This window comes from Rhizomicrobium sp., assembly GCA_037200045.1.
GTDB lineage: Bacteria > Pseudomonadota > Alphaproteobacteria > Micropepsales > Micropepsaceae > Rhizomicrobium.
In genome coordinates this window covers 955074-970010 of record JBBCHM010000002.1, presented here as the reverse complement: position 1 = coordinate 970010, position 14937 = coordinate 955074, and the positions used below count along the sequence as shown (strand labels likewise).

The 14937-nt window shown below is 66.9% G+C and carries 17 protein-coding genes, 1 tRNA gene and 1 riboswitch; of the genes, 12 read left to right on the top strand and 6 right to left on the bottom strand.

The window, feature by feature from the left end; translation table 11 throughout:
* Window position 1: 1 nt before the first annotated feature.
* The gene (locus tag WDM86_19825) at window positions 2-214 is read right to left on the bottom strand and encodes a hypothetical protein (GenBank protein MEI9992273.1); all 213 of its coding nucleotides are present in this window, start codon (window positions 212-214) and stop codon (window positions 2-4) included.
* Window positions 215-217: 3 nt separating this feature from the next.
* Window positions 218-1087: a GNAT family N-acetyltransferase gene (locus WDM86_19820; protein MEI9992272.1), complete on the bottom strand. Its 870-nt coding sequence runs from the start codon at window positions 1085-1087 to the stop codon at window positions 218-220.
* Window positions 1088-1144: 57 nt separating this feature from the next.
* A riboswitch (TPP riboswitch) is annotated at window positions 1145-1247 on the top strand.
* On the opposite strand from WDM86_19820, the gene thiC reads away from it, so the two are divergent.
* Both thiC and WDM86_19810 read left to right on the top strand, forming a co-directional pair.
* On the top strand, window positions 1238-3055 hold the full coding sequence (gene thiC / locus WDM86_19815) for a phosphomethylpyrimidine synthase ThiC (GenBank protein MEI9992271.1): 1818 nt from the start codon (window positions 1238-1240) through the stop codon (window positions 3053-3055). (Overlaps the previous riboswitch by 10 nt.)
* A gap of 4 nt (window positions 3056-3059) precedes the next feature.
* A complete protein-coding gene (locus tag WDM86_19810) occupies window positions 3060-3641 on the top strand; it encodes an isochorismatase family cysteine hydrolase (GenBank protein ID MEI9992270.1) in 582 nt (193 codons plus the stop codon).
* Window positions 3642-3664: 23 nt separating this feature from the next.
* On the opposite strand, the gene WDM86_19805 is transcribed toward WDM86_19810, so the two are convergent.
* Window positions 3665-4870, bottom strand: coding sequence for an ATP-binding protein (locus tag WDM86_19805; protein ID MEI9992269.1), 1206 nt, complete (start codon window positions 4868-4870; stop codon window positions 3665-3667).
* Window positions 4871-4978: 108 nt separating this feature from the next.
* Entirely contained in the window at window positions 4979-5245 is a 267-nt protein-coding gene (locus WDM86_19800; protein ID MEI9992268.1) for a GlsB/YeaQ/YmgE family stress response membrane protein, read from the bottom strand.
* 72 nt (window positions 5246-5317) lie between these two features.
* Between WDM86_19800 and WDM86_19795 the strand changes: the two genes are divergently transcribed.
* Window positions 5318-6577, top strand: coding sequence for a divalent metal cation transporter (locus WDM86_19795; GenBank protein ID MEI9992267.1), 1260 nt, complete (start codon window positions 5318-5320; stop codon window positions 6575-6577).
* A gap of 3 nt (window positions 6578-6580) precedes the next feature.
* On the opposite strand, the gene WDM86_19790 is transcribed toward WDM86_19795, so the two are convergent.
* Window positions 6581-7582 carry an NADPH:quinone oxidoreductase family protein gene (locus WDM86_19790; GenBank protein MEI9992266.1) on the bottom strand — a complete coding sequence of 334 codons (1002 nt, stop codon included), beginning with the start codon at window positions 7580-7582 and terminating at the stop codon, window positions 6581-6583.
* A 134-nt stretch (window positions 7583-7716) separates the two neighbouring features.
* Between WDM86_19790 and WDM86_19785 the strand changes: the two genes are divergently transcribed.
* Window positions 7717-8088: a hypothetical protein gene (locus WDM86_19785; protein ID MEI9992265.1), complete on the top strand. Its 372-nt coding sequence runs from the start codon at window positions 7717-7719 to the stop codon at window positions 8086-8088.
* Between the two features lie 75 nt (window positions 8089-8163).
* Entirely contained in the window at window positions 8164-8553 is a 390-nt protein-coding gene (locus WDM86_19780) for a DUF6491 family protein (GenBank protein ID MEI9992264.1), read from the top strand.
* Between the two features lie 136 nt (window positions 8554-8689).
* Here the strand turns inward: WDM86_19780 and WDM86_19775 are convergent, their stop codons facing one another.
* A complete protein-coding gene (locus WDM86_19775) occupies window positions 8690-9691 on the bottom strand; it encodes an asparaginase (protein ID MEI9992263.1) in 1002 nt (333 codons plus the stop codon).
* Window positions 9692-9730: 39 nt separating this feature from the next.
* On the opposite strand from WDM86_19775, the gene WDM86_19770 reads away from it, so the two are divergent.
* The 7 genes from WDM86_19770 to WDM86_19740 all read left to right on the top strand — a co-directional run bounded on the left by WDM86_19770 (window position 9731) and on the right by WDM86_19740 (window position 14930).
* On the top strand, window positions 9731-10261 hold the full coding sequence (locus WDM86_19770) for an RNA methyltransferase (protein MEI9992262.1): 531 nt from the start codon (window positions 9731-9733) through the stop codon (window positions 10259-10261).
* Window positions 10262-10296: 35 nt separating this feature from the next.
* A complete protein-coding gene (locus WDM86_19765; GenBank protein MEI9992261.1) occupies window positions 10297-11052 on the top strand; it encodes an ABC transporter ATP-binding protein in 756 nt (251 codons plus the stop codon).
* The gene (locus WDM86_19760; GenBank protein MEI9992260.1) at window positions 11049-11816 is read left to right on the top strand and encodes an ABC transporter permease; all 768 of its coding nucleotides are present in this window, start codon (window positions 11049-11051) and stop codon (window positions 11814-11816) included. The genes WDM86_19765 and WDM86_19760 overlap by 4 nt, the downstream gene beginning before the upstream one ends.
* 216 nt (window positions 11817-12032) lie before the next feature.
* Window positions 12033-12794 carry a GNAT family N-acetyltransferase gene (locus WDM86_19755; protein MEI9992259.1) on the top strand — a complete coding sequence of 254 codons (762 nt, stop codon included), beginning with the start codon at window positions 12033-12035 and terminating at the stop codon, window positions 12792-12794.
* Complete coding sequence (locus WDM86_19750) at window positions 12791-14260, top strand: NAD(P)H-hydrate dehydratase (GenBank protein ID MEI9992258.1); 1470 nt, start codon at window positions 12791-12793, stop codon at window positions 14258-14260. The genes WDM86_19755 and WDM86_19750 overlap by 4 nt, the downstream gene beginning before the upstream one ends.
* Window positions 14253-14756, top strand: coding sequence for an N-acetyltransferase family protein (locus tag WDM86_19745; GenBank protein ID MEI9992257.1), 504 nt, complete (start codon window positions 14253-14255; stop codon window positions 14754-14756). Before WDM86_19750 ends, WDM86_19745 begins: the two co-directional genes overlap by 8 nt.
* Window positions 14757-14845: 89 nt before the next feature.
* Window positions 14846-14930 (top strand) — tRNA-Leu (locus WDM86_19740).
* The last annotated feature ends 7 nt before the right edge of the window (window positions 14931-14937 follow it).

The window sequence follows — 14937 nt, the reverse complement described above, 5'->3', positions numbered from 1 at the left end:
GTTACCGGCGCTTGAGCAGCCTGATCTGCCCGACGGCGAGGTCGTCGATTTCGAGGCGGCGGATGCGGGCGTGGCCGAGGGCCAGGCGCCCCACCGCCAATTGACCGATCGCCAGAAAACCGATCGCCGCGGCACCGATCGCGAGCGCGCCGAAGGCGACGGCGCCGATGGCTGCGGCGCGCAAGGCGCGGTCGGAACCCGCGGGCGGCGCCATGGTTCAGCCCTTCGCGAACGAATATTCGAGATCGTAGAAGTGCTTGCCGTCCTCGATCCGGATGCCGAGCGCGCCTTCCAGGCCTTCGAGCTCGCCGGTTCCCGAATCCGGCACGACCGTCACTTTCAGCTCGCCGCTGCCGCGCGTCATGACGCCATGATGCTGCAGGATGAACGTGCCCTTGCGGCCCTTGAGCGAGCCCTCGACCTTCTCGATCGCGACATAGCCGGCGGAGCCTTTCACCGCCGTCCCGGCCGACAGCATCTGGCCCTTGCTCGTCGCGTCCAGCTCGCCATGGAAAGTCTTGTCGACGATCATCCGGCCCAGCAGCGGATCGGCCGCGCCTTCGCCGCCGGCCGCCGGCGTCAGCTTCACGTCGAACGTGCCGAGCGCCCATTTCTTGGCGGGCGGTTTGGGCTGTTCCTCATCCGGCTTGCCTGGCCAGATGTAGAGGGCGTCGGGCAGCTTCTCCTCATTGTCGGCGCCGTCGGTCAGCTTTTCGAGCGCGCAGCCATGCCGCTCGTAGAAGCGGCGCGCGCCGGCATTCTGCTGGAACACCCAGAACTGGAAACCTTGCGGATGCCGCGCGGTCACCTGCGCGAACAGCTTGTCGCCGGTGCCGGTGTTGAAGCGCGACGGGTGGACATAGAGATGCTCCAGCCAGCCGCCGTCGATCACCGCGAAGCCCACGATCTTGCCGTCGCGGTCGGCGACCCAGGTCTCCTTGTCCGCCACCACGCCGGCGACGAAGCCGCGCGTCTCGTCATCGGTGTGGAGCGCCGGCAGATAGGCCATGGTCGCGCGGGCGGCCACGAATATGTCGGCGGCGGCCTGGGCGTCGGCATCGGTGGCGCGGCGGATGGTGGTGGGCATGTCTTTGTCCTGCCAAAGGTTCCGCGCTTGAAAAGGCGCCGTGTTGGGGCCATCATCGGCGCATCCCAGGGGTGCCCGCAAGGGCTGAGATCGCAATCCCGCGAATCCCTTTGAACCTGATCCGGTTAGTGCCGGCGTAGGGAGAGGTGAATGAACAAGCCCATCTTGAATCCGAAATCCGTCGCCGTCACGCGCGGGCCGCTGCCCGGTTCGAAGAGGGTGCTGGTGGACGGCGTGCCGTTCCGCGAGGTCGCGCTCAGCGGCGGCGAGGCGCCGGTGCGCCTCTACGACACCTCCGGTCCGTACACGGATGAATCCGTCTCCATCGACATCGACAAGGGCCTCCGTGCCGCCCGCCGCGCCTGGATCCTCGCCCGCGGCGACGTTGAGGAATACGAAGGCCGCGCCCGCAAGCCGGAGGACGACGGTCTCAAGCGCGGCGAACTTCTGTCCGTTCCGCAATTCGACCGTGCCGGGCGCAAGCCCCTGCGCGCCAAGCCGGGCCGCAATGTCAGCCAGCTTCATTATGCACGGCAGGGCCTCGTCACCGAGGAGATGAAATACATCGCCGCCCGCGAGAACCTGGGGCGGTCGCTCAAGCGCGACGGCAATTCCTTCGGCGCCGCGATCCCGGACGAGATCACGCCGGAATTCGTGCGTGACGAGGTGGCTCGGGGCAGGGCGATCATCCCGGCCAACATCAACCATCCCGAGACCGAGCCGATGATCATCGGCCGCAATTTCCTCACCAAGGTCAACGCCAATATCGGCAATTCCATCGTCACGTCCGGCGTGGCGGAGGAGGTGGAAAAGCTGGTGTGGTCGATCCGCTGGGGCGCCGACACGGTGATGGACCTATCCACGGGCCGCCACATCCATACCATCCGCGAATGGATCATCAGGAATTCGCCGGTGCCCATCGGCACGGTGCCGATCTACCAGGCGCTGGAGAAGGTCGGCGGCGTCGCCGAGGACCTGACCTGGGAAATCTATCGCGACACGCTGGTCGAGCAGTGCGAGCAGGGCGTCGATTATTTCACCGTCCATGCCGGCGTGCGCCTCGCGCACATCCCGCTGACGGCGGATCGCGTCACCGGCATCGTGTCGCGCGGTGGCTCGATTCTGGCGAAATGGTGCCTGGCGCATCACAAGGAGAATTTCCTCTACACGCATTTCGAGGAAATCTGCGAACTGCTGAAGCAATACGACGTGTCGTTCAGCCTCGGCGACGGCCTGCGCCCCGGCTCCATCGCCGACGCCAACGACGCGGCGCAATTCGCCGAGCTCGACACGCTGGGCGAGCTCAACCGCATCGCGCAGAAGCACGACGTGCAGGTGATGATCGAGGGCCCCGGCCATGTGCCGATGCACAAGATCAAGGAGAACATGGACCGCCAGCTCGCCGCCTGCGACGAGGCACCGTTCTACACGCTGGGGCCGCTGACGACCGACGTGGCGCCGGGCTACGATCACATCACCAGCGCCATCGGGGCGGCGATGATCGGCTGGTTCGGCTGCGCCATGCTCTGCTACGTTACGCCGAAGGAACATCTGGGCCTGCCCGACCGCGACGACGTGAAGGCCGGCGTCATTGCCTACCGGATCGCCGCGCATGCCGCCGATCTCGCCAAGGGGCACCCGGCGGCGCGGATCTGGGACGACGCGATGAGCAAGGCGCGTTTCGAATTCCGCTGGCGCGACCAGTTCGCGCTGGCGCTCGATCCGGAGACGGCGCAGGCCTATCACGACGAGACGCTGCCGGCCGACGGTGCCAAGGTGGCGCATTTCTGCTCGATGTGCGGCCCGAAATTCTGCTCGATGAAGATCAGCCAGGAAGTCCGCGACGCGGCGCGCGGCACCAATGACAGCCTGTCCACCGCCGAAATCCGCGCCGCGATGGCGAAGAAGGCGGCCGAGTTCAAACAGGGTGGCGGCGAGATCTACGTGCACAAGCCGGCGGCGGAGTAGCGCGATGACGGACTTCGATCCGGCGCATTCCGCGCTCCTGCTCATGGATTTCCAGAACGCCATCGTCGGCATGGTGGGCGAGGGCGGGGCGGTCTTGCTGGAACGCGCCAACCGGGCGCGCGCCGCCGCCAGGGCGGCCGGCATGGCGGTGATGCATGTCCGCGTCGCCTTCGCCGATGCGGACTTCGCCGCGGTCTCGCCGCGCAACAAATCGTTCGCGGCGCTTTCCAAGTCCCGCTTCCTCGCCGACGGCACGCCGCCCGCCGCGATCCATGAGGCGCTCGCGCCCGCCGCCGACGAGGAGGTCTTCACCAAGCACCGCGTCGGCGCGTTCAGCACCACCAACCTTGCCGAACGGCTTAAGGCGCGCGGCATCGACACGCTGGTGCTTGCCGGCATCGCCACCAGCGGCGTGGTGCTGTCCACGCTGCGCGACGCCGCCGACCACGACTATCGGCTGTTCGTGCTGAACGATGTCTGTGCCGACCAGGACCCCGAGGTCCACCGCGTGTTGCTGGAAAAGGTCTTCCCGCGCCAGGCCGACGTGATCGGACTGGCGGATTTTCTCGGCGCCCTGGGGAAGTAAAGGCGCCGGCGCGCCAGTCGCCCTCAGGCCGCCGTGCGTTGCGCCGCCGTCACCGATCGCGCCGGCGGGAACGTCACGCTGATCAGCGTTCCCTCGTTGACCGCGCTCTCGATGCCGAGCGTTCCGTTGTGCAGTTCGGTCAGCGCTTTCACCAGGGACAGGCCAAGACCCGTACCTTCCTGGCTTCGCGACAAGGGCGAATCGATCTGGCGGAAGGGCTCCAAGGCCATGGGAATCTGCTCGGCCGTCATGCCGATGCCGGTATCGCGCACGCAAAGGCAGATGCCGCCGTCCGCCGTCGGCGCCGCGCCCAGCCTCACATGGCCGCCGGACGGCGTGAACTTGATGGCGTTGGAGAGAAGATTGAGCAGGATCTGCTTCACGCGCCTGCGGTCGGCGTCGAGTTCGGGCAGGCCGGGCGCGACGTCGAGCACGACCTCGATGCCGCTCTCCTGCGCCCTGACCGCCACCATGCGCCGGCAGTCGCGGAACAGCGCTTCCACCGCGAAGGGCTCGCATTGCAGGTCCATCTTGCCGGCCTCGAACTTCGACAGATCGAGGATGTCGTTGATCAGCGCCAGCAGGTGCTTTCCCGCGCCGTGGATGTCGGCGGAATAGTCGCGGTAGCGTGCCACGCCATGCGGGCCGAACAGTTCCGACGCCAGGACCTCGGAGAAGCCGATGATGGCGTTGAGCGGGGTGCGCAGTTCGTGGCTCATCAGCGCCAGGAAGCTGGATTTGGCGCGGTTCGCGGCCTCCGCGTCGGCCAGCGCGCAGGCGAGCTGCGCTTCGCGCGTCTGCAGCAGGTTCAGCTTGCCGCTGACCAGCGCCTCGCAGGTTCCGATGCCGAGATAGCGTTCGCCGCGCGTCACGACGAAGCATTCGCGCAGCGCGTCGGGCCAGTCCAGCGTCAGCATCTTGCCCAGCTCGGTCAGCTTGACCTGCTCGTCGACCGCGAGCGGGCGGCGATTGGCGAGTTCGAGGATCGAGCGCTTGGAATAGAGCTCCGGGATGAAGGGCTGCGCGTAGCGCGCCAGGAAGCGCAGGCGGTTGACGATTCCTTTGACCGCGCCCTCTTCATCGACAATGGCGGCGGCCACTTGCTCGCGCTGGTCGTTGAACCATTCGAAGACCTGTCCGCAGGTGGTCGATGCCTGGAAGGTCGGCATCGCGATGGCAAGATGTCCCGCGGTCCAGCTGGACGAATCCGTCTCGGCTTCGTTCAACATGTCCCGTCGTCCCGCGCCCGTGCTGACGGCACGCTAGCGAGGTGCGGTTTTCGCGCGGTTAATGCGGCCGTGAATGATTTGCGACGAACGCTTTTCCGTCGCGCGGGGTCACCTGAGCGTCCGGCTCCCCGTCACCGCGTTCCACAGGAACAGCGCGATCACCGCCCCCAGGATCGCCACGACCATCGAGACCAGGTTGAACCCGAACATCTCATAGTCGAAGTCGGACAGCGCCCGGAAGATCGTGCCGCCCACGATGGCGCCGACCAAGCCCAATGCGATGTTGAGGACGCAGCCTTCGCCGCGCTTGTTGACGATCAGGCTGGCCAGCCAGCCGGTGATCGCTCCGAAGAATATCCAGCCCAGTACCGACATCGGCGAAACCCCTTTCCCTTTACCGCATTAGGTAGATAGTTGGAGCGGGCGGCACAAGCGCGAGCGGGAGCGATGGCGGACGAGGCGGTCAAATCCCGCAAAATCTGGCGCGTGCTGGGCCCCGGCCTCATCACCGGCGCGGCCGACGACGATCCTTCCGGCATCGCGACCTATTCCCAGGCCGGCGCGCAATTCGGCTACGGCCTGACCTGGACCATGCTGCTGACGCTGCCCTTCATGGTGGCGATCCAGATCATCAGCGCCTGCATTGGCTGGGACACGCATAAGGGCCTCGCCAGCAACATCGCGCGCCGCCTGCCGGCGCCGGTGCTGCTCGGCCTCGTCGCGTTGCTCGTCGTCGCCAACACGCTCAACATCGCGGCCGACCTCGCGGCGATGGGGGAAGGCCTGCGCCTCATCGTGGGCGGCCCGTCGGTCGCCTATGCCCTCGGCTTCGGCGTCGCCTGCCTGCTGGCCGAAGTGTTCATCCCCTATCACCGCTATGCCGGCTATCTGAAATATCTGACGATGGTTCTCTTCGTCTATGTCGCGGCGGCGTTCAGCGTGACCATTCCCTGGGGCCAGGTGCTGGTCGCCACCTTCCTGCCGTCGCTGTCGCTGGGCAAGGACGAGCTGCTCACCATCGTCGCGGTGTTCGGCACCACGATCAGCCCCTATCTCTTCTTCTGGCAGGCCTCGCAGGAGGCCGAGGAGTCCCATCTCAGCTATCGCCACGGCTCGCGCCGGCTGCCGACGCTGAGCAAGAACGCCTTCCGCCACATCGCGGTCGACACCACCTTCGGCATGGTGGTCTCCAACGCCATCGCCTTCTTCATCATCGTCACCACGGCGGCGACGCTGCATGCCCATGGCATAACCAAGATCGACACGGCGGCGCAGGCCGCCGAGGCGCTGCGCCCCATCGCCGGCGCTTTGACCTTCGTGCTGTTCTCGGCCGGCATCATCGGCACCGGCCTCCTCGCCGTGCCAGTGCTGGCGGGCTCGGCGGCCTATGCGGTGGCCGAGACGTTCCACCTGCGCGGCAGCCTGGAGCTTCCCGCCAACCGCGCCATCGGCTTCTACGCCATCGTCAGCGCCGCGACGCTCGCCGGCGCCGCCTTGACGCTCACCAGCATCGACCCCATCGCCATGCTGTTCTGGTCGGCGGTGATCAACGGCGTCGTCGCGGTGCCGATCATGGTGGCGATGATGATCGTCGCCGCCAGCCGCGACGTGGGTCCCACCCTGCCGCGCTGGCTGGTGGTGCTCGGCTGGCTGGCGACGGCGCTGATGGCCGTCGCCGTGGCCCTGCTGGGCTGGTCGAGCTTCTGAAGCTCAGCCCATCGTCACCACGACCTTGCCCATCGCCTTGCGATCCATCAGCATACGGATCGACTTGCCGGCCTCGGCCAGCGGGAAGGTCGCCGACACGTCGGGCTTCAGCTTGCCCTCGGCGATCATGCCCAGGATCTCGCGCAGCGAGTCGTTGGCGCCCTTGGGATCGCGCGCCGTGAAGGCGCCCCAGAACACGCCCAGGATATCGCAGCCCTTCAGCAGCGTCAGGTTCAGCGGAATCTTCGGGATCTCGCCGGCCGCGAAGCCGATCACCAGATAGCGCCCCTCCCAGTTCATCGCGCGCAGCGCCGGCTCGGCATACTGGTCGCCCACCGGATCGTAGAGCACGTCGGCGCCCTTGCCGTCGGTCAGCTCCTTGATCTTGTCCGAGATCGCCTTCTGCTGGTCGCGCGACAAAGGCAGCTTGGGATAGACGAAGCCGGCCGTGGCGCCATGCTTGATCGCCAGATCGACCTTCTCTTGCGTCGAGGCGCCGGCGATCACCTTGGCGCCCATCGCGACGCCGAGCTCCACCGCCGACAATCCCACGCCGCCGGCCGCGCCGAGCACGACCAGGCTCTCGCCCGCCTTCAGCCGGGCCCGGTCCTTCAGCGCGTGATAGGACGTGCCGTAAGTGACGATGAAGGCGCTCGCGACCTCGAAGCCGACATTCGCCGGCACCTTCACGCAGCGCCGCGCGTCCGCGACGACTTCTTCCGCGAAGCCGCCATTGCCGATCGACACCGCGACGCGGTCGCCGACCGCGAAGCCGCTCACCCCTTCGCCCAGCGCCTTGACGAGGCCCGAGACTTCGCCGCCGGGCGGGAAGGGCAGCGCCGGCTTGAACTGGTACTTGTCGGCCAGCATCAGCACGTCGGGGAAATTCACGCCGCACGCCTTTACGGCGATCAGGACCTGGCCCTTGCCCGGCTCGGGCGACGGCAGCTCGCGCAGCTCCATCTCCTCCGGCGGCCCGTAATGCGTGCACAGCATGGCTTTCATGGCGATTCTCCCGATGGCTTACAGTGTTTTAATGACGAGGTGCCGCGACCATAAGCGATGCTTTGCGCGGCGCAAAGCCGGATCGAATTGTCACGGCCGCGCGTATAATGGGCGGCGTTTTTGGGATCTGCGACATGCGAAAATTGCTTCTGGCGATGTGCGGCGCGGCGATCCTGTCGGGTGCGCCCGCCATTGCCGCCGACAGCCCGGCCTGTGTGCGCCGCAACGACATCCGCGACTGGTCGAATGCCGGGCATAAGACGCTGCTGCTGGAAAGCTACGGCCACCGCAAGGTGCGGCTGACGCTCACCGGCAATTGCGCCGGCTTTGGGCCTTACGATTCCTTCCAGATCGCCGGCGCGCTGGAGAGCGCCGCAAGCTGCATCGTCGAAGGCGACATCGTGCGCACGCGCTGGGCCGGCGAGCCGGGCGTCTGCACCGTCGTTTCCGTGACGCCGTATAGCGGCGAGCTGCATCCCAAGGGCGAACACCATCTCGCATTCTGATGGATCGGAATCGGGAACTGCGCGTATAATGGAACCTGGACGGGCGCTCACATTTCAACGAAGGAATGCGCACCCATGCGTAAACTTGCTCTTGTCGCCGCCGTGGCCGTGGTTGCCGCGACGACGCCGGCCTTTGCCAAACCGACCATCTGCATTCGCCAGGACGACATCTACAACTGGTCGTCGCCCGACGACAAACATCTGGTGCTGGAGAACCTGCGCCACCAGAAGGCCCTGCTGACGCTGATCGGCACTTGCGGCGGCTTCAAATTCACCGAGACCCTCATGATCCGCTCGCCCGGCGCGATGGGCGTCAGCTGCGTCTCACGCGGCGACATGGTGACGACGCACGATCTGGGCTTCCGCGGCACCTGCTCGGTGGTGAAGATCGAGCCCTACACCGGCCCGGTCGGCACGCATCACGGCGGCCAGAGCGGCGACACACAAAATAGCAGCGGCCACTAGCATCACTGTCATCTCCGGCGAGCCGCGCGTAGCGCGGCGAGGGAAGGGGACCCAGGCCTCTCAGCCGGTAGGCTCCGCGATACCTGGGTCCCCTTTCCCTCGCTCACTTCGTTCGCTCGGCCGGGGATGACAGGGTTTACTGAATTCGCAGATCGCTCAACACCGCCGCCGGCCGCCGTTCTCCCACCATCGCCCCGCGCGTGTTGAGCACCGGCGCGCGCAGCACCGCCTTCGCTCCGTCGCCCAGAAGGCCCAGTCTGTCGAGCACCGCCGCGATGACGGTCTCCGCGGCGCGTCCGGCCCCGTCGTCGATCTTGATCGCGATGCCGAGGCCGCGTCCCGGAAGCCAGCCACCGAAGAAGCCCTCCGCGCCGGTCTTCACGGCGGCGGCGCCATCGCTCGCGCGGATCAGCGTGGCGCAGACCCGCCCCGTCCCCGACATCAACTCCGGATGCTTGATCATCGCGCCGAGAATCCGCTTCGCCGCGTCGGCGCGCGGCTTCGCCAATCCCTTGCCCGACGCCATGCGCGCCGCGGCCCGCGCGAACTCTCTCAGCGAGGTCGCGAAATTCGGCGCGGCGCAGCCGTCGATGCCATAGGGCAGGTCGGCCGCGCCGGACAGGTCCTTCAGCACCGCCGCCACCGCCTGCTGCACCGGATGGTCGATCCGCTCATAGCCCGCCGTCGCGACATCCCAATGCCGCGCCACGGTCAGGAATCCCGCATGCTTGCCCGAGCAATTGTTGTGCAGGCGCGTCGGTTTCTCGCCCGCGCGGATCATCGCCTCGGCGACCGGCTCGTAGCGCGACGGATGCGCGCCGCAAGCGAGGTCCTTCTCGGAAAGCCCGATCCGCGCCAGCCAGGCCGCGACGCGTGTCGTGTGCATCGGCTCGCCGGAATGGCTGGCGCAGGCCAGCGCGATCTCCTCGTCCGACAGGCCGAACGCCTCCGCCGCGCCGGATTCCACCAGCACCATCGCCTGCATCGGCTTGAGGGAAGATCGCGAATAGACCGGCGCCGCGATGTCGCCCAGCGACGCCACGACCGCGCCGTCCGCATCGACCACGGCCAGGACGCCGCGATGCACGCTCTCGACCAGTTCGCCGCGGGTCAGTTCGACTAGAATGGGATTCGTCATGGCCGTATGAATAACTCCGAACGGGGGCGCGGGACCAGCATGCGCGGATATTTTGCAGTAGGTGTTGACGGCATCTCCAAGCCGATGAATCTCGGCAATCTTATGCGCATCGCCAATGCGTTCGGCGCAAGCTTCTTCTTCACGATCAACGCGCGGGTGAAGCTGGCCGAGGCGCAATCCGACACCGCGCGCACCGAAGGCGCCATCCCGCTCTACAGCTACAAGGACGCCGGCGAGTTCCGCCTGCCGGTCGGCTGCCGCCTGGTCGGCGTGGAGATCGCCGAAGACGCCGTCGAATTGCCGCGCTTCCGTCACCCGACCCGCGCCGCCTATGTCTTCGGCGCCGAGCGCATGTCGCTGTCGCCGGAAATATTGTCGCGCTGCGAATTCGTGGTGAAGATCCCGACGCGGTTCTCGATCAATGTCGGCATGGCCGGCGCGATCACGCTGTACGACCGGTTGATCAGCATGGGCGGCTATGGCGCACGCCCCATCGTGCCGGGCGCCCCGCCGCCCGACCTTCCGCCCCCGCACAAATGGGGTGCCCCCCTTGTGCGTACAAGAAAGTGACAACGAAAATTGCGGCGCTATAGTCCCGCCCGCTCATGACCACCCCCGCTCTCGATATCTCCCATCTGCGCAAGGTCTATCGCGGCGGCACCGTCGCCGTGCAGGACGTTTCGCTCATCGTCCAGCCCGGCGATTTCGTCGGCCTTCTCGGTCCCAACGGCGCCGGCAAGTCGACCACGATCCACTGCGTCACCGGCATTTCGAACCCGACCTCGGGCACGATCCGCATCTTCGGCGTCGATGCGGTCGAGAACTATCGCGAGGCGCGCAAGCTGGTGGGCCTCAGCCCCCAGGAATTCAACGTCGATCCCTTCGCCACCGGGCGGCAGATCGTCGACTGGATGGGCGGCTATTTCGGCATGCGCAAGGCGGAGCGCAAAAAGCGCGTCGACATGCTGATCGAACGCTTCGATCTGGTGGCCCATGCCAACAAGCCGTTCCGCGAACTTTCCGGTGGCCTGAAGCGCCGCGTCATCCTCGCCCGCGCCATGATCAACGATCCGGCGCTGCTGATCCTCGACGAGCCGACCGCGGGCGTCGATGTCGAATTGCGCATGGATCTGTGGCGTTATCTCCAGGAGCTCAACCGCGACGGCAAGACCATCCTGCTCACCTCGCACTATCTCGAAGAGATCGAGCGGCTGTGCCGCACCATCGCCATCGTCGCCGGCGGCCGCATCGTGCGCCACGGCCCCAAGGGGGAATTCTTCACCGAGCCCGGCGGCCTGGAGCGCGCCTATCTCGCCGCCACCGGCCGCGCGGCCGATCACATCGCGGCGGCGGCACGATGAGCGTCAACTGGATCGGCCTGTGGACGATGATCCGGCGCGAACTGCAGCGCCTGGCGCGCGTGCCGATCCAGGCGGTGGTGGCGCCGCTGATCTCGGCGCTGTTGTTCATCTTCATCTTCGGCTTCGTGGTCGGCGGCAGCATCCGGCACATCGGCGGCTTCCGCTATCTCGAATTCGTGCTGCCCGGCGTGGTGATGATGAACGTCATCAGCGCCTCCTTCCTGCAATCGACCGCCCAGGTCTATTTCCAGCGCTTCCAGAAGAGCATCGAGGAAATCCTCGTCTCGCCGCTCTCCTATGTCGAGATGATTGCCGGCACGGTCAGCGTGGTGATCCTGCGCTCGGTCCTGACGGCGATCGGCATCATGCTGATCGGGGTCGGGTTCGGCGCGGTGCACATGCATTCGCTGCCGGAATTTTTGTTCTGGACGACCTTCGTCTCGATGATCTTCGGCTTTCTCGGCATCATCATCGCGCTTTGGGCCAAGACGTTCGAGCAGCTCAACATGCTCATGGTGTTCTTCATCCAGCCGCTGTCGATGGTCGGCGGGGTGTTCAACACGGTCGAGATGCTGCCGCCCTGGCTGCGCTGGCTGGCCTATGCCAATCCGCTGTTCTATTTCATCAACGGCCTGCGCCATTCGATGATCGGCTTCTCGGAAGGCTACGAGACCTTCGGCGCGATCTTCACCGTGGCGCTGGCCGCGATCCTCGGCGCCATCGTCTGGCGGCTCTACGCGATCGGCTGGGGCCTGAGGGAATAGCATTGCCGAAGCGGGCGGCTTGCACTCTCCTCCGATTTCCGTATCTTGCGCGCTCATGAACTCGATGCTTGCCCGTTCGCGACGCCGCACCTCCCTCCGATGGGGTGGATGAGCACGCGCGCCTGACCGCGAGTTATCTCAAACAGCCCCGCCGGAACCGCGCGGGGCTTTTTCGTTTCCAGACCCTTCGCGTCCCGGCTTTCACCGGAGAACGCCATGGACATGCCCAAACTTCACGCCCAGGTCGAGGAGACCTGCATGAACGCCTGGCCGGCCTTGAAAGAGGTCATCTATGACGGCTGGCTGATCCGCCTCGCCAACGGCGCGACGCGACGCACCAATTCCGTCAACGTCATCGGGCCGGGCAAACGCCCGCTGGCCGAGAAGATCGAGTACTGCGAGGCGATCTACCGCGCCCACGGCCGGCCCTCCTATTTCCGCCTGCTCAGCCATGCCCCGCCGGCGCTCGAGCAGGCGCTCGACGCCCGCGGCTACCGCGCCGAGGACGAGACGATCACGCTTTACATGAATTTCAGCCGGGCCAAGCCGAAGCCGCCGGACGGCGCCATCGTCACCGATGTCCGCGAGGGCCGCCCGACCAAGGCCTGGCTCAACGCCCATCGCATCCACTCCCGCCGCACGCCGGAAGAGGCGGCCGCGCTGCATGCCGTGCTCGATGCCGTGGCGGTTCCGGCCCTCTTCGCCGAGGCGCGGGGCGAAGACGGCGAGATCGCCTCGGTCGCCTTCTGCGGCATCCACCAGCGGATCGCCTGCCTGCAATGGGTGGTTACTGATCCAGCGCAACGCCGCATGGGCCTGTCGCATGCAACTTTGTCGGCGCTTCTCGCCCGGGCGGAGGCGGCCGGCGCGCGCGGTGCCTGCCTGCAGGTCATAGCAGCGAATGCCCCTGCCGTTGCGCTCTACAAACGTCTAGGATTTGGATGCGAACTCTATCGGTATCACTACCGCGTGCGATGACATCGGAAATCCTGACCGTCGAGGAGTGCTACGCCGCCGACCGCTATGCGGCCGCGCACGGCATCGCCACGCTCGAACTGATGGAACAGGCCGGCCGCGCCATTGCCGACGCGATCTGCAAGCGCTGGACGCCGCGCCCGATCGTGGTGTTCTGCGGCCCCGGCAACAATGGCGGCGACGGCTTCGTCGCGGCCCGCCACCTCGACGCGCGCGGCTGGGACGCCTGGGTGGAATGCCTGGTCGATCCCGCCACGCTCAAGGGCGACGCGGCGGAGATGGCCCGGCGCTGGACGGGCGAGACCATCGCCATCGCCGAGAGCAACCGCATGGCGGACTTGTTCGTGGACGCGCTGTTCGGCGCCGGCCTGTCGCGCCCGCTGGAGGGCGAAGCCAAGCGCCTGGCGCTGGCCGCGCCGAAATACAAGGACCGGATCATCGCCGTCGACGTGCCGAGCGGCATCCATGGCGACACCGGCAAACCGCTGGGCGAGTGTTCCTTCGACGCCGGCCTGACCGTCACCTTCTTCCGCAAGAAGCCGGCGCATGTCCTGCTGCCCGGCCGCGAACGCTGCGGCGAGGTCGTGGTTGCCGATATCGGCATCCCCGAAGCGGCGCTCGGGGCGATCAAGCCGACGCTGTTCGAGAACGGCCCCGCGCTGTGGACCTATCCTTGGCCGAAGACGGAGGGGCACAAATACGCCCGTGGCCATTGCGTCGTGGTCAGCGGCCCGGCCCATGCCACCGGCGCCGCGCGCCTGGCGGCGCGGGGCGCGTTGCGCGTCGGCGCCGGCCTCGTCAGCGTCGCGAGCCCGCCGCCCGCCGTCGTGGTCAATGCCGCGGCGCTCACCGCGATCATGGTCAAGCCGTTCGACGGCCCGACCGGCCTCGCGGGCCTGCTCAAGGACGCTCGGTTCAACGCCGTCGTGATCGGCCCCGGCTGTGGCGTCGGCGCCGAAACGCAGCAACTCGTGGCGGCCGTGCTGCGCAGCACAGCGTCGGCGGTGCTCGATGCCGACGCGCTCACCTCCTTCCGCGCCGAGCCGAAGGTTCTTTTCGCGATGCTGCGCGAGCCCGCCGTGCTGACGCCGCACGAAGGCGAATTCGAACGGCTGTTTCCCGGCCTGCTCGCCGCGTCGAAAAGCCGGATCGAAGCCGCCCGGGCCGCCGCCGCCAGCGCCAAATGCACCGTGCTGCTCAAGGGCGCGGACACCGTGATCGCCTCCGCCGACGGTCGCGCGGTGATCAACAGCAACGCGCCCCCGACCTTGGCGACGGCCGGCTCCGGCGATGTCCTTTCCGGCTTAATCGGCGGTTTGCTGGCGCAAGGGCTGTCGTCCTTCGACGCCGCGGCCGGCGCCGCTTGGCTGCACGGCGAAGCGGCGAACGCTTTCGGTCCGGGCTTGATCGCGGAAGACCTGCCGGAGCAGCTTCCCGCCGTGTTGAAGGAACTGAAAGGCAATGAGTGACGTCGAAGTCCGTCCGGTGGCGCAAAGCGATCTGCCGGCCTTGCTCGACATCTACAATCACTACGTCGTCCACACCCCGATCACCTTCGACCTCGAACCGCGCACGCCGGCCCAGCGCCAGGCCTGGCTCGACCAGTTCCAGCCGACCGGTCGCTATCGCTGCTTCGTGGCGGCGCGAGGCGGCACGGCCATCGGCTGGGCCAGCTCGGCGAAGTTCAAGGACCGCGCCGCTTACGACACCTCCATAGAGACCAGCATCTATCTGGCGCCGGGCGAGGGCGGCAAAGGCCTCGGCCGCCTTCTCTATCGAACCCTGTTCGACGCCCTGAAGGGCGAGGACATTCATCGCGCCTATGGCGGCATCACGCTGCCCAACGACGCCTCGGTCGGCCTCCATCGCGCGATGGGTTTCGAGCACATCGGCACCCAGCGCGAGATCGGCCGCAAATTCGGCCGCTACTGGGACGTGGCGCTCTATCTGAAGCCGTTCCCCTAAAGCCCTAGCCACCCCCCCAAACCCCTGCTATACGGCCCGCCTTCCGGCGGTTCGGGCTTGAAATCCCGGGCTTTCGGCAAGGCCCCGGCGCGGGCGTGGCGGAACTGGTAGACGCACTGGTTTTAGGTACCAGCGGCGAAAGTCATGGGGGTTCAAGTCCCTCCGCCCGCACCACTTCGGG

Excerpts from the sequence above, each read along its gene's own strand:
- WDM86_19750 (MEI9992258.1), top strand. The coding sequence starts at position 12,791 with ATGACATCGGAAATCCTGACCGTCGAGGAGTGCTACGCCGCCGACCGC.
- WDM86_19780 (MEI9992264.1), top strand. The coding sequence starts at position 8,164 with ATGCGTAAACTTGCTCTTGTCGCCGCCGTGGCCGTGGTTGCCGCGACG.
- WDM86_19800 (MEI9992268.1), bottom strand. The coding sequence starts at position 5,245 with ATGTCGGTACTGGGCTGGATATTCTTCGGAGCGATCACCGGCTGGCTG.
- WDM86_19810 (MEI9992270.1), top strand. The coding sequence starts at position 3,060 with ATGACGGACTTCGATCCGGCGCATTCCGCGCTCCTGCTCATGGATTTC.
- WDM86_19790 (MEI9992266.1), bottom strand. The coding sequence starts at position 7,582 with ATGAAAGCCATGCTGTGCACGCATTACGGGCCGCCGGAGGAGATGGAG.
- WDM86_19795 (MEI9992267.1), top strand. The coding sequence starts at position 5,318 with ATGGCGGACGAGGCGGTCAAATCCCGCAAAATCTGGCGCGTGCTGGGC.
- WDM86_19820 (MEI9992272.1), bottom strand. The coding sequence starts at position 1,087 with ATGCCCACCACCATCCGCCGCGCCACCGATGCCGACGCCCAGGCCGCC.
- WDM86_19765 (MEI9992261.1), top strand. The coding sequence starts at position 10,297 with ATGACCACCCCCGCTCTCGATATCTCCCATCTGCGCAAGGTCTATCGC.
- WDM86_19825 (MEI9992273.1), bottom strand. The coding sequence starts at position 214 with ATGGCGCCGCCCGCGGGTTCCGACCGCGCCTTGCGCGCCGCAGCCATC.
- WDM86_19760 (MEI9992260.1), top strand. The coding sequence starts at position 11,049 with ATGAGCGTCAACTGGATCGGCCTGTGGACGATGATCCGGCGCGAACTG.
- WDM86_19745 (MEI9992257.1), top strand. The coding sequence starts at position 14,253 with ATGAGTGACGTCGAAGTCCGTCCGGTGGCGCAAAGCGATCTGCCGGCC.
- WDM86_19755 (MEI9992259.1), top strand. The coding sequence starts at position 12,033 with ATGGACATGCCCAAACTTCACGCCCAGGTCGAGGAGACCTGCATGAAC.
- WDM86_19770 (MEI9992262.1), top strand. The coding sequence starts at position 9,731 with ATGCGCGGATATTTTGCAGTAGGTGTTGACGGCATCTCCAAGCCGATG.
- thiC (MEI9992271.1), top strand. The coding sequence starts at position 1,238 with ATGAACAAGCCCATCTTGAATCCGAAATCCGTCGCCGTCACGCGCGGG.
- WDM86_19785 (MEI9992265.1), top strand. The coding sequence starts at position 7,717 with ATGCGAAAATTGCTTCTGGCGATGTGCGGCGCGGCGATCCTGTCGGGT.
- WDM86_19775 (MEI9992263.1), bottom strand. The coding sequence starts at position 9,691 with ATGACGAATCCCATTCTAGTCGAACTGACCCGCGGCGAACTGGTCGAG.
- WDM86_19805 (MEI9992269.1), bottom strand. The coding sequence starts at position 4,870 with ATGTTGAACGAAGCCGAGACGGATTCGTCCAGCTGGACCGCGGGACAT.